The sequence below is a fragment of the Chryseobacterium lathyri genome (genome assembly GCF_019970085.1).
Classification (GTDB): Bacteria; Bacteroidota; Bacteroidia; order Flavobacteriales; family Weeksellaceae; genus Chryseobacterium; species Chryseobacterium lathyri.
The window spans coordinates 889,118-902,928 of the sequence record NZ_JAHXYG010000002.1 but is presented as its reverse complement, the minus strand read 5'-3'; the positions used below and the strand labels follow the sequence as shown (position 1 = coordinate 902,928).

Genomic DNA, 13,811 nt, shown 5'->3' with positions numbered 1-13,811 from the left:
GGATGATCCATCTTTCGCTGTCTTTCGCCAGGTATTCATTTTCCCATTTGGTAATGAGCCAAACGAGTAAAGCAATAAACATAGAAGCCATAGAATATACCTCTCCTTCTACAGCAGAAAACCAGAATGTATCTGAAAAAGTAAAGCATAATGCTCCTACAGCTCCTGCAAAAAGGATGGAGATTTCCTGGTGTTTTGTAATTTCATCAAAATCCTTGTTCAGCAGCCGTCTTACAAAATGGGTAATCGTCCAGAACAGAAATAAAATGGTCAATGCGCTGAAGAGTGAAGACATTGCATTGATCACAACAGCATAATTCTGTTCATTTCCCAATGCAAATATACTGGCCATAGCTCCCACAATCTGGAATAAAGCAGCTCCGGGAGCGTGCGTTACTTCAAGTTTTACAGCTGAGGAAATATACTCGCCGCAGTCCCAGAAGCTAAGATAATGTTCCATGGTGGAGAAATAGGTAATCAGTGCGATAACGAAAATCACCCATCCTAAAATGGTGTTCCATTTTTTAAAAGACCAGTTCTTCATAAACTATGTAGTTTCAATACATAGTAAGACAACCCAGATTGGGGAATTATTACATAATCATTAAAAAACTTAATATCATTAAATAGATTTAAGATTGTACTCCAAAAAAAATTACTCAACTCTGAATTTTCTGTTTTTACAGTCTACCGTCAGTTTATGATTCAGGAAAAGCTTATTCCCTATCATTCCCTGCATCCCGGAGGTTTTCATTAAAAGGTTCTGCATCTTTGAGGTTCCTTCAATATAGGTCACTTCCGAAAGCTTAAGGTTGCGGTTTCCAATTTTGATTATTTGGTCGGCAGGTGCAGAAATAACCGTTAAAATATTTCCCCAGGAATTTCCTTTTTCTTTTTTGACATTCCCGTTTGAGGTTCTGTATTTTTCCCATTCTTCTCTGTTGGTAATAAGCTCGTATCCGCTGGTCCCTGAATCGTAAAGCAGTTTCAGATTTTGATTTCCCAGTTCTGAAGGAAACAATATTTTACGTTTTTTAAATTCAAAGGCTTCAAAACCTTTTTCATCCATATTCTCAACAAATGAACATACCGTGTTTTTAAAATCCAGAATCATAATCCGCTTTTCCAAAAGGTCTGTTCCGATAGTTCCAATGATATGAACCGCTTCGGTATTATCAGGATGTATTGCCCTCCCATAATTTAACAGTTCAAAACGGTCAGACGTTATACTCATATTTCCTATGCTGAACTGCAGTGAAATCTGGTTTTCCTGTTTTTGAGACGGAATCTGATTCTGAAATTTTTCCCGGAGAGATTCTATGGATTTTTTGTAAAACAGCGTCGTTGGAGATCCGGAATCCAGCTGCATATAAAATGTTCTGTCAATACCTTTGAATTCTACAGGAAGAAGAATTGCCGCATGAGCATTTCCTTCGGCAGAGTCCCATCGCATACCTATATTTTGTGCAATACCTGAAACAGCCAGATTGTTTTCCGGTGGTGTAAATTTTTTATCAAAATATAAGTAACCACCCAATAATAACAGGACAGTACATACGGCAACCGATAATGCAATTTTCTTAAAGATTTTCATGCTTCAATTTTTCTGCAAGATTCAGCATTATCATTTGATTTTCCTGCAAAAACAATATGACAAGTTTACGCCATTTGTACGACAATAGCTATAAGAAACTGGTTTTCAATTTGATACACAAATCGTTTTTTGTATTCAAACAGATACCATTTTTAATAATTACAAACAGTTTGGCACAGAGAAAAGCAATTAAAAAGACCAGAAAAAGTGGAATTTTCACTGCCAATAGTTTCTGGATGAACGGACTTATGATCATTAAAACAGAGACAGCAACTGCCAAAATGATTTGAACGCTTACTATATTTTTCCCAAGCTCTTTACTGACCGGATCTTCGGTTTTGTAAGTTAAAATCAAAGGGAATATAACTCCCCCAAACGGAATAATAAGCCCCAGCAGGGCAGAAAGATTAATTAATTTTGCTCTATCAACAGAGGATTTTTCTTCATCTGCAGAGATCAGATTTTCAGGGTCTGTTTCCAGAATACCGGCAATAGCTTTCAGGGTAAATCCTTTAGGAACAGTTCCTGCTTCAATGCGCTGAACCGTCCGTAATGAAAGGCCTGACTTTTCGGCAAGTTCGGCCTGGGTCATATTCTTCCCTTCTCTCAAAATCTTAACCTTGTTTTTCATTGGGTTATTAATTTTAATTGCTTTTGTCAGACTTTAACATTAATTACTTCTTAGCTCACCAATTTCTTTTACCAGCTTTGGATACATTTTCTGTAAATCCGTTCCTCTTTTCGGTTCCCGGTTCATGCTGCGTTCCATGCCGTCGTAATCGTTTTCAGGATATAATTCGTATACGGTGTCTTTTATAATGGATTCTTCATCGTCGTGATTTTGGGCATACGCCTCATCAGCAACATACAGCAGACCTTCTGCCCAGCAGTCTCCGATATTAAAACTGTATTTTCCGCTTACGAACGACTGAATATCAGCTTTTATATCTTCAAAGAAGTCTTTTCCCTTCAGCAGCAGCCAACATCTGAAATAGATAAATCCATCATCAGAAAGATAATCATCAAAGACATATATTCCATTTTCATTCTTAAAATCACCCTCCAGAATGATTGAGAGTTCTGCAATTTCAGCGGTATAAAGCTCACTTAGTTTTTCCTGAAGCGTTTTTTCAAAAAGTATCATTCTGTCTTTCCCAAATTTGGACAAATAATCGGTCAGGATCTCAATATGCTCATCAATATCATATTCACTCCAGTGGGCTTTTTTATATTTGTTGGATTTGTCAATGGCTTCCCAAAAATAAATATCGGCTTTTTCGTTATCCGAAAGCTCCGCTTTTTGTGGGATTTCATCATTTTCCTGAATTTCTGTATAGCCTTTTTTTATTTTTTGAGCAATCAGTTTTTCAGATTCCTGAATGCATTCGCTTTCATCGGCATATTCTTTAGCTGTTTCCCGGCCTTTAGTTCCGGTTTTCCCAAAAGATATTTTCTGTACTTTTCCGGAATACTCAATATTCCAAAATTTGTCGGATAGCTCTTTTTGGTTGATAAAGTTCCTTTTCATAAAAAATTGTGATGGTATTTTCTTAAAGTGGTGAAACTACAAAAAAACCGTGGAATCAAAAAAGAATAATCCCTTAATGATAGGTGTTTTCAGTGAATTTTAGTACGTTTTTTAGCTGAATATCTTCCTGAGAATTAATAGGTATTATTCAGTCCTCCATCTAAAGGAATACTGGCTCCGGTAAGATAAGATGAATATTCCGATGCCAAAAAAGCAGCCAGATGACCATATTCTTCGGTTTTACCCAGTCTTTTCATCGGAATTTTATTTTCTCTGGCTTTTTTTATTTCTTCCTGAGATTTGCCTGTCTGCTGCGACTCGTGACTGATCAGATTCTGAATACGCTCCGTATCAAAATATCCTGTCAAAATATTGTTGATCGTAATCTGATGCTGTGCCACTTCATTGGATAATGTTTTTGCCCAGGCAATCACGGCTGAGCGGATGGAGTTGGAAAGGGATAAATTATTGATCGGCTCTTTGACAGATAATGAAGAAACATTGATGATACGCCCATTTTTCTGTTTGATCATATGTGGCAAAGCCAGTAAAGTTGTCTCACAAACCGTTTTAAAAAGCAGATCAAATGCTTTTTGATAGTCGTCTACATTTTTATCCTGTGCCAGCCCCGGTTCCGGGCCATTGGTATTGTTAACCAGGATATCTATAGAGTTATTGCTGAAATATTCGGAAATAATCCTTCTGTATTCTTCAAAATTAGAAAAATCAGCCACCAGATACTGATGCTTCTGACCGGAATTGATTACAGGCAATGAAGATACCATCTTTTTAAGTTTTGCTTCATTGCGGGCCATTACAGTTACGTTAGCTCCGCATTTGGCCAGCTCCAATGCTATTCCTGCACCGATTCCCTGGGTAGCAGCTCCTACTAAAGCATTTTTTGAAAAAAGTTCAATATTCATAAGTGGATCATTATTGAGGATTATGGGTATATAAATGTAGCAAAAAAGCTTGACATCCTGAGCCAATAAAACGCTAATTACTGATTATGCGAGAAAGTATTTTACCTGGGTAATGCAGGAGGCAGCACTCTTTCCGGCTTTGTGGATAAAGTCCTTAGAAATGCTTCCAGTTGAGTAATTTCTTCATCCGTAAGATCCAGCAGCCTTACAAAACCTGATTTTTCAGAAGTAAGTGCTATTCCCTGATGAACTGTTGACCGTTTTTGGGAATGTTCAGGGTTTCCCCTGCTATAAAACTGGATCACCTCCGTAAGGGTGGCCATAGAGCCGTTATGCATCCATGGTCCTGTTCTCGCGACTTCACGCAGTCCGGGTACGCGGAATTTCCCGGCATCTTCCGGGTTTTTGGTCACCAGATACCGGCCCAGATCTTCTTCTTTCGATCCCAATGAAGAAGTTCCTACATTTTCAAACTGATTGTTGGAAAAATAACCGGAGCTGTGGCAGTTCATGCACTGGGCTTTGGTCCGGAAAAGATGCAGTCCCATCAGTTCATCATCAGAATAGACATCTGCTTTCCCATCAATGAACTGATCAAATTTAGAAATCCCGCTCTTTATGGTTCTTTCAAAAGCCGCTATTGCCTTGGAAATCCTGTCTTTTGAAACCATTTTATCTCCAAATGCTTTTTCAAATAATATTTCATAGCCTTTAATCTTTACAATTTTTCCGGCTGCGAGATCAATGTGCCCGTTCATTTCTCTTTCATCACGAATCGGCATTTCGGACTGTTCTTCAAGGGATGCAGCGCGGCCGTCCCAAAATAATGACCGCGCATAAGCTACATTCAGGATGCTCATTGCATTTCTGGTACCAAGCTGCCTGTCGTGCCCAAAAGAGAAGGTCCGGTTATCACACCATCCCAGTTCAGGATCATGGCAGGAAGCGCATGCGATCTGATTGGATTGGGAAAGCCGCGGGTCGTAAAAAAGTATTTTTCCCAGCAAAGCTTTATCTTCAGAATAGGGATTATCCTCAGGGAACTGAATTTCAGGCAGATGTCCTATTTCAGAAAAATAAGGTACAGCTTGCGGATCCAGAATTGGTTTCGGCCATTTTGAAGGGTCTCCGGAAGAATATAATTTCCTCAGTTCCGCAAGGAATGAGGATTTTTCCCTGATTTCCTTTTGAACACTATTGCTGAAACAGTTATTCAAAAGAGACACCGTAAGAAATGCAATTAATATCCAGCTCAGGACATTCTTCATGAATATTGGATTTTGGCAAAAATAGGGAATCTCTTAAATACATTTCAAAAATTGATAGGAAGATTCTGTTTTTCATTTTACATACAGCAAGTTTTACAAAAAGTTCTTATGAATCTCTCTGTACAACTCTCCATATGCCTGGACAAGATCCTCTAAACTAAATCCGCGGTTCAAACCACTTGTATTCGGTAAGACCCAAACCCGGCATCCACAAAAATCTTCGGGTTGTAAACCCCATGGAATTTCTTTTTTTCCTGAAAAAGACTTATACGCTGCCTTACCGAGAAATACAATATATTTTGGCTGAAATTCCGTCATTTTTGTTTTAAAAAATTCCAGGGAGCCGTCGAACTCCTCTTTTGAAAGCTCATCGGCACGGGATGTTGCTCTTGCTACAGCAGTAGTAAGCCCATATCCGAAATCTAAAATACTTCGATCATTTTCAGCTTCGATCTGGTACGGAGTAAATCCTGCCTGGTGCATCACTTTCCAGAACCGGTTGCTCTTTCCGGAAAAATGGTATCCTTTTTCAGCAGATTTTAAACCGGGATTGATTCCACAAAAAATAACGGTGAGATTTTTGGCAATGATATCTTTCAACATGTTAAAAGCAGGTATAATTTATTGGTCTACAATTCTCTATGAACAGCAAGATAATATTTATTTTAAAATATCCAATGATCATCTTCGTTGCAGCTGATTATCAATAAAAAAATCATTAAAAAACAATTGTGGCATAAATATTATTGTATATCATATAAATACACCAGATGGAAAACATGTTACAAAATATAGAACTGATACACCGGTATTTATCTATCAGTATAACACACCAGTTCTACTCAACCGTTGATTTGGAAGGTGAATATACCTTTACACAGAATATCGTATCTAAAAAGACCACCATTGCTTCTACATTTACAAACAAAATACTACTTTATCCTAAACTGAAATTATTTTTAACCGCACTGATTACTGAAATCAATAACGGAAATTGCACTGTTGACTTTATCCGTGAGAAAATCAAACATTTTGAGGAAATAAGGTATCTGCCAGTCAAAAGAATTATTTAAACAAAAAAAATCCTTACAGATGAAGTAAGGACTATTCTATAATTCTAATATTATCGCATTTTATACGACTCCTACTAGTTTATTTATTGCTGTAAATATTTAGCTACTTTTTCTTCCAGATCATCAAGGTTGAATGGCTTAGCCACATAATCATCAGCCTGAGCTTCCTGTGCCAGCCTCACAATGTCATTGTTGGCTGTTACATAAATAACCGGGATTGACCTGAACTCTTCATGACTTTTCAGAAGCTGGGTTGCCTGAACTCCTCCAATTTTTGGAATCCAGTTATCCATGAGAATAACATCTGGCTGAAACTGCGAAACTTTTTCCAAAATATCATGAGATGTTTCTGAAATTTCGACCTGATATCCATTCTCTTCAAAAATGATGGTAATGATCTCTAAAATAGTGGTATCATCATCAAAAATCAAAATCTTCTTTGTGCTCATATTCTTTCTATTTAAATCTTAGGGTTGTTATACTGTATTTTTATAATTGATTGATATAGTCTGCCAGATTATCCGGTGTAATGATTAAATCATAGGCAACTTCCTGCAGCGCATGCTTAGGCATATACTCTACCTCGGCCGTCTCCGGTTCCTGAATCCAGACTTTTCCTTCATTTTTTTTGATAAATCCCAAACCTTCCACTCCATCAGCATTGGCTCCTGACAGCAGAACGCCCACCAGGTTTTTACCATACACTTCCGCAGCAGATTTGAAGGTTACATCGATGGATGGCCGCGAATAGTTCATTTTCTCTGAAAAATCCAGTGACATCATATTTTTGTTCTCGAACAGAAGGTGATAATCTGCAGGAACTACATATACTTTATTATTCTGAATTTCTGTTTTATCATCCACTTCCACCACTTCAATGGAAATGAACTGCTGCAGCAGTGTCTGCAGGATATTGGTTGAATAAGCCTTACGGTGCAGTATCAGAACAATAGGGAAACTGAGCTTATCTTTCAATTTTTTAAGCATTTCAAGAATGACCTGCAGACTTCCTGCGGACCCTCCTATGACCACTAATTCTGTTTTTGTGTTTTCTGTTTCCATGATCATGTTTTACATATGCTCTGTTTTCTTCCAGATGCGTTGGTCATCTACCTGATGGTAATTCCTGTCAAGTTTGGAAAATCTAAGGGTTTCTTTTGCTCCCAGTGCGAGATAGCCTAAATTTTCAAGACTGTTATCAAAAAGTTTAAAGACACGCTCCTGCAGTCCTCTGTCAAAATAGATCAGTACATTTCTGCAGATGATGAGCTGAAAACTGTTAAAAGAGCTGTCCGAAACCAGGTTATGAGTAGATAGAATTAATTTTTCCTGTAAGCTTTTATCAAATTTCACACTGTCATAGTTCGCGGTATAATAATCTGAAAAATCTTTTTTGCCCCCGGATAAAATGTAATTCTCCGAATAGGTTTTCATCTGCTGCAACGGGAAAACGCCTGAACGCGCAGTTTCCAAAACGGACGGATTAAGATCTGTACCATATATCAGTGACTTATGGTAAAGATTGGCTTCTTTAAGCAGTATAGCCATGGAATAGGCTTCTTCACCGGTCGAGCAGCCGGCTACCCAGATCCTGATCAGCGGATAGGTCCCGAGCTGTGGTAAGATCTTTTCTCTGAGAGCTTTAAAGAAATGGGGATCGCGGAACATTTCTGTAACATTCACCGTTATTTCTTCTACAAAGCGCTTCAGGTATTCCGGATCGTTAAGAATGGTATACCTGAGCTCTGCAAAGCTGGTAAATCTGTCAATCAGGCAGATGCGGTTTACCCGACGCTTAAAAGAAGCTCTGCTATACTCTGAGAAGTCATAGCCGTACATCTCATAAACATCTTTTATGAGGTATTCTACTTCTTCATCTTTTACAATACTGGGCTCTAACATTTTATGGAAGCTTTTCTATGGCTGCGATCAGCTGGTCTACATCAATAGGTTTTGATACGTAATCCTGAGCTCCGGCATCAAAACATTTCTGACGGTCTTCCGGCATTGCCTGTGCTGTAACAGCGATTACAGGAATCTGACTGATAGACGGCGTATTTCTGATCATCTTTATGGCTTCATAACCGTCCATTTCAGGCATCATCATATCCATAAGGACAATATCTATTTCATTTTCTTTTAAAATCTGAATAGCTATCTGAGCGCTGATACAGCTTTCAATCTGATATCCACGGGATTTCAGGGTGAGTTTGAGTGCAAATATATTACGTGGATCATCGTCCACAATTAAAATTTTCTTATTCATCATTTAACTTTCATATAACCAGACACGCAGTAAGGATAATAACTGATCAATATCCACAGGTTTCGATATATAATCTGAGGCTCCGGCCTCGATACATTTTTCACGGTCTCCAATCATAGATTTTGCTGTAATGGCAATAATAGGAAGTCTTGTAAGGGCCGGCATTTTTCTGATTTCTTTTATGGTTTCATAGCCATCCATTTCAGGCATCATCATATCCATTAAAATAACGTCTATATCTTTATGTTCTTTAATCTGCTGCAGGGCATGTTTTCCATCCATAGCCACAACTACCTCAACTTTATATTTTTCTAAAGCCTTGGTCAGAGAGAATATGTTACGGACATCATCATCGGTAATCAGTATTTTTTTACCGCTCAACACTTCAGTCAATGATCCTAGAACTTTGTTTCTTGCTGTTTCAACAGAGTTATTTTTTTCTTCCACCAAATGCAGGAACAAACCTACTTCATCTAAAATCCGTTCGTAAGAATGGGCGGTTTTTACGACAATGGAATCTGCATACTGCTTGATCTTAAGCTCTTCGGATTTGGACAGACTGTGCTCTGTAAAAATAATGATGGGCAGGTTTTCCAGTCCTTCATAACTTTTGATAGATTCAATGATCTGGTATTCATTCCCTTTTGAAGCTTCCAGGATGACGCAATCCACATGAGATGACGTCAGGGCTTTCACGCTGTCTTCCACATTATTTTCTACGGATAAGGAAATATTGAAATTACTCAGGAAGTAAGCCAATGCACTGGCATGTTTAGCATTGTTTTCAACAATTAGGACCTTTTGAGGAGATTTCAGAAGAGCTTCTTCAATTTTCCTGAAAACATCGGTCATTTTATCGAGTGCCATCGGCTTATTAATGAAATCAATGGCCCCTTTCATCAGACTTTCTTTCTCAAGCTGCAATACGGACATCATATGTACCGGAATATGCCTGGTTGAAGCATTGGATTTAAGCTCATCCATCACCTGCCATCCATCTTTCACCGGTAGCTGAACATCGAGCAAAATAGCCTGTGGGTGGTACTGAACGGCTGCGGATAGTGCATAATCTCCTCTTACCACTACTACCCCCTTGTATTGGTTCATACGGGCATATTTGAGTAAAGCTTTTGCAAAATGAATATCGTCTTCAACAATTAAAATTACCTTATCCTGTGCAGTTATTGCATCCCGGTCATCGTCTATAGCTTCCGGAATCGGCAATACTTCTACCGGTAAGGCTGGCTGGGATTCTGTATCTTCTAAAATATTCTGAATCACTTCAACATCTTCACGGATGATATCCACCAAATGCACGTCGGTTTCAGACTGAACTGTTTCAGCCAAAGCTTTTACAGGAATAATCAGACTGAATTCGCTGCCTTCATTTACTTTACTTTTCAGGGTTAATTCTCCTCCAAGCAGTCTGGCAATTTCACGGCTTATGGATAATCCCAATCCGGTCCCGCCAAATCTTCGGCGTGTAGAGCCGTCCGCCTGCTGAAATGCTTCAAAAATAATAGCCTGCTTTTCTTCCGGGATTCCTATTCCGGTATCTTTTACAGTGAAAACAATAAAGTTTTTATTTTTAGGATCTTTTGCGATGTTCAGCGTAATGCTTCCTTCCGATGTAAACTTCAAAGCATTTGACAAAAGGTTACGCAATACCTGGTCTACTCTAAGCCTGTCGGTCTCGATTGTATTTTCGACATCATTCGTTATCTGAATATCAAATCTGAGTTTCTTTTCCTGAACAACGGGATTGAATAAGTTTTTCAGATCTTTCACCACATCATCAATCGCTACATCCTGATATTCCAGTGACATTTTGCCTGATTCTATTTTAGCCAGGTCAAGGATCTCATCAATAAGGGTCAGAAGGCTGCTTCCGGAGCTCTGAATAACTTTTGCAGATTCTACTTGATCTTCATTCAGGTTTTCATCAGGATTTTCGGCCATTAATCTTGAGAGGAGAAGAATTGAATTTAGCGGAGTCCTCAGTTCGTGGGACATATTGGCTAAAAATTCGGATTTATATTTGGTGCTTAAGGCAAGTTCTTCTACTTTTTTCTGGATTTCGCTGTTTCTTTCTGCAATCAGGTGATTTTTTTCTTCGAGCAATCTTGAACGTTCTTCCAGTTCGGCATTGGCCTGCATCAGTTCTTCCTGCTGTACTTTCAACTCTTCTTCAGATGCCTGAAGCTTTTGTGTCTGGGCTTCCAGTTCGGTATTCAGATTTTCCAGTTCGGCATGTTGCACCTGCAATTCTTCTGATTGAGCCTGGGTTTCTTCCAGGAGCTGCTGTTCTTTTTCGCGGCCTTTGGCTGCATTTAAGGCTATTCCGATATTGCGGCTGCTTTCAGCAAAATAATTAATTTTGTCTTCATCAAAATCTGATGTTGATCCTAATTCCAGTATCCCGATACAGTGACCGTCGGCATGAACCGGAAATAATAATATGCTGTTAATTTTTATTCTGCTGCTGGCAAAACTTACGGCAAAATCATCTTCCCGAAGGTTATTATAAACCTGCATTTTTTCATTGGCAAAAGCCTGGCCAACCATTCCTTCCCCCGGTTCGAAAGTTTTTTTCATTGTACTTTCCAGACCGAAAGCTGTACTAAGCTTAAGTATTCCTTCATCAAACAGATATAAAGCACCGTTGATGCATTTACTATATTCTACAAGCTGGTTTAAGGATACATCAGAGACTTCCTTCACGGATTTATTGCCTACCAGAGATTCATTGAGTAAGGCTAATCCTTTCTGACGCCAGTCACTTTTATTAATCTGGTCAAAAGACTTTTTCAGAGAATCGGTCATATGGTTCAGGGAATCTACCAGATCTCCAAGATCATCCTGCGAATGATCTACTGCTTTCTGGCTGTAATCTCCATTGGCCACTCTGTTCGCTATCTGTTGAACAGCACTTACACGTCTGCTTATTTCCAGATCTTTTGATCTTAATTCTTTTTCTAGTTTATCTCTCCGGATCAGATCTGCTCTCAGCTTAATATAAAAAAACAGGGTAACAATTACTGCTGATATTGCCGAAACAATAATAAACATAACAGTTGTACCGGATGAGCGGTTGAGATCTTTATTTTTAATTTCGAGCTGGCTTTCTTCGTATTGTACAAAATCGTGGACGATCTGGCGGCATTTGTCCATATAGCTTTTGCTCAACAGGATCTGCTGCTGGGTCATTATAATACCATTCCGTCTGTTGTGGACAAACTGCTTTAAATTGTCAATATTATTGTTAACATTTTTTTCCAGGTCATTTAAACGCTGCTGCTGTTTTGGATCTGAGATATCTAAAGATTTTGCCCGTTCTATCGCTTTAGAAAATTCGCTTAAACTGCGGTTGTAAGGTTCCAGGAAATTTTCTCTTCCTGTAAGCTGATAACCTCTGTTTCCGGTTTCGGCATCCAGCAGGGCAACAAGAACGTCTTTTACGGCCGTTATGGATCTTCTACTTTGGGAAAGGCTTTCACGATGATCCATCTGTTTCTGAATGCTCAGATAAGATGCAACTGAACTCGCAATCAGGATCAGCAAAGATAACCCGACCCCAAACTGAAGATTTCTGATTATTTTTTTAGGCATGAGAAATTTAGTTTAAAGGTAAAGTGAAATAGAAAGTAGAACCTTCTTCTACTTTACTGGATACTCCTATGGTTCCGTGGTGCTGTTTGATGATTTCTGAACAGATGAACAATCCGATACCCATTCCCTGAAACTGTAGTGAGGATTCTTCTACACGGTAAAATTTGCGGAATACGGCGTCCTGCTTAAAGTCCGGAATTCCTATTCCGAAATCTGTGACACTTACTTTTACTTCCTGCTTTTCTTGGTCTACAAACGTAGTGACTATAATCTGGTTATTCTGAGGAGAATATTTGATGGCGTTGGTAAGGAAGTTAATGAGAACCTGTTCTATGCGTACTTCATCTAAAGGAATCAGTATATCCGGATTTATACCATGCCGTTTTATCTTGACTTTATTTTCGTCATGGGTCTGGATAATGGTTTCAACCGCATTGCTTATAATGTTTTCAAGGCTGGTTGGCTTTTTGTTGATTTTAAGCTTTCCGTTTTCTATTTTGGAAACGTCCAGCAGATCAGTAATCAGGTTATTCAGTTTTTCGATCTGGTCCTGGACCTTGTTCATAAAGCCTGCTTCAGCACTTTGCTTATCTAGTTTTAATTTACGGTCCAAAAGCTGAACATAAGCTTTTATACTGGTCAAAGGTGTTTTCAGCTCATGACTGGCAATACTCAGGAATTCATCTTTTTCTTTTTCTACTTTTTTCTGATCATCAATATCGGTAAAGGTTCCTACCCAGTTTTTTATTACATTTCCGTCATTCACCGGGGTTATTCGCAGGAGATGATATCTGTATTCTCCGGAATCCACTTTCTTTATCCTGGCCTCTAGCTCGAGTGCCTGGCTCTTTTTGCGGCAGCGGTTAAATTCTTCTCTGATATTAAGGTCATCGGGATGCACTTCGGGAAAATCCACATCTGTATCCGAGTATTGATACCACTTGCAGTTGACAAATTCTATATTCCCATCTTCATTGAGTGTAAATGCAATCTGCGGAAGTGACTCAAGCATGAGCTGAAAGTGATCGATCTGGGATTTCATGGTTACCTGTGATTCGCGTCTTCCTTTAACTTCCAGTTCCAGACTCTGCTGTGTCTTTTTCATGGCAAGATTCTGCTCCTGAAGACTGTAAAAGGTTTTCACTTTAAGCAACAGAATTTCAGGGTCTACCGGTTTTGTGACGTAGTCTTTTCCTCCTGAGGCATATCCGCGGGTTATAAACTTCTTTTCGGTATTGACTGCGGATAAAAATATAATGGGAACTTCTTTTGTTTTGCTATAATCAGCTAATGTTTCTGCGACTTCAAATCCATCCATGCCCGGCATCTGCACATCCAAAATAATCAATGCATAATTATTTTTTATGGCCTTTCCTAATGCTTCTTCTCCGGAACTGGCTGTATCTACCTGAAAATCTTTAGATTCCAGCAGTTTTTTCAATGAATAAAGATTGCTTTGGTTATCATCAACAATTAAGATCATAAAATGAATCAGTACTTGGGGGTTTATTTTATATTTAAGTCCCGCCAAAAATACTCACAAAATTTCG

At 38.7% G+C, this 13,811-nt stretch carries 14 protein-coding genes; 1 reads left to right on the top strand and 13 read right to left on the bottom strand.

Annotation, left to right across the window (positions count from 1 at the left end; translation table 11 throughout):
- The 7 genes from LC418_RS09420 to mug all read right to left on the bottom strand — a co-directional run.
- Positions 1-544: glycosyltransferase family 117 protein (locus LC418_RS09420; protein ID WP_223558881.1), on the bottom strand; the 544-nt coding region annotated here is incomplete at its 3' end.
- 111 nt (positions 545-655) lie between these two features.
- A complete protein-coding gene (locus LC418_RS09415) occupies positions 656-1,594 on the bottom strand; it encodes a hypothetical protein (RefSeq protein WP_223558880.1) in 939 nt (312 codons plus the stop codon).
- 88 nt (positions 1,595-1,682) lie between these two features.
- The gene (locus LC418_RS09410; RefSeq protein ID WP_223558879.1) at positions 1,683-2,225 is read right to left on the bottom strand and encodes a helix-turn-helix domain-containing protein; all 543 of its coding nucleotides are present in this window, start codon (positions 2,223-2,225) and stop codon (positions 1,683-1,685) included.
- Between the two features lie 39 nt (positions 2,226-2,264).
- Positions 2,265-3,122: a DUF4240 domain-containing protein gene (locus LC418_RS09405; protein ID WP_223558878.1), complete on the bottom strand. Its 858-nt coding sequence runs from the start codon at positions 3,120-3,122 to the stop codon at positions 2,265-2,267.
- Positions 3,123-3,256: 134 nt separating this feature from the next.
- Entirely contained in the window at positions 3,257-4,045 is a 789-nt protein-coding gene (locus LC418_RS09400; protein WP_111957449.1) for an SDR family oxidoreductase, read from the bottom strand.
- Between the two features lie 101 nt (positions 4,046-4,146).
- Positions 4,147-5,313, bottom strand: a complete 1,167-nt coding sequence (locus LC418_RS09395) for a cytochrome-c peroxidase (protein WP_223558877.1) — start codon at positions 5,311-5,313, stop codon at positions 4,147-4,149.
- Positions 5,314-5,406: 93 nt separating this feature from the next.
- Complete coding sequence (mug, locus tag LC418_RS09390) at positions 5,407-5,916, bottom strand: G/U mismatch-specific DNA glycosylase (RefSeq protein ID WP_223558876.1); 510 nt, start codon at positions 5,914-5,916, stop codon at positions 5,407-5,409.
- A gap of 167 nt (positions 5,917-6,083) precedes the next feature.
- Between mug and LC418_RS09385 the strand changes: the two genes are divergently transcribed.
- Complete coding sequence (locus LC418_RS09385; protein ID WP_223558875.1) at positions 6,084-6,386, top strand: hypothetical protein; 303 nt, start codon at positions 6,084-6,086, stop codon at positions 6,384-6,386.
- 83 nt (positions 6,387-6,469) lie between these two features.
- Here LC418_RS09385 and LC418_RS09380 read toward each other — a convergent pair whose 3' ends face one another.
- Genes LC418_RS09380 through LC418_RS09355 form a run of 6 tightly spaced genes read right to left on the bottom strand, consistent with a single transcriptional unit; the run spans position 6,470 to position 13,744 of the window.
- Entirely contained in the window at positions 6,470-6,835 is a 366-nt protein-coding gene (locus tag LC418_RS09380) for a response regulator (RefSeq protein WP_223558874.1), read from the bottom strand.
- 40 nt (positions 6,836-6,875) lie between these two features.
- Positions 6,876-7,448 (bottom strand): chemotaxis protein CheB, encoded by a 573-nt coding sequence (locus LC418_RS09375; protein WP_223558873.1) that lies wholly within the window; start codon positions 7,446-7,448, stop codon positions 6,876-6,878.
- Between the two features lie 9 nt (positions 7,449-7,457).
- Entirely contained in the window at positions 7,458-8,288 is an 831-nt protein-coding gene (locus LC418_RS09370; RefSeq protein ID WP_223558872.1) for a CheR family methyltransferase, read from the bottom strand.
- A 1-nt stretch (position 8,289) separates the two neighbouring features.
- Positions 8,290-8,655: a response regulator gene (locus LC418_RS09365; RefSeq protein ID WP_223558871.1), complete on the bottom strand. Its 366-nt coding sequence runs from the start codon at positions 8,653-8,655 to the stop codon at positions 8,290-8,292.
- On the bottom strand, positions 8,656-12,261 hold the full coding sequence (locus LC418_RS09360; protein WP_223558870.1) for a response regulator: 3,606 nt from the start codon (positions 12,259-12,261) through the stop codon (positions 8,656-8,658). It lies immediately after the preceding gene.
- Positions 12,262-12,268: 7 nt separating this feature from the next.
- Positions 12,269-13,744: a hybrid sensor histidine kinase/response regulator gene (locus tag LC418_RS09355; RefSeq protein WP_111957463.1), complete on the bottom strand. Its 1,476-nt coding sequence runs from the start codon at positions 13,742-13,744 to the stop codon at positions 12,269-12,271.
- Positions 13,745-13,811 lie beyond the last annotated feature (67 nt).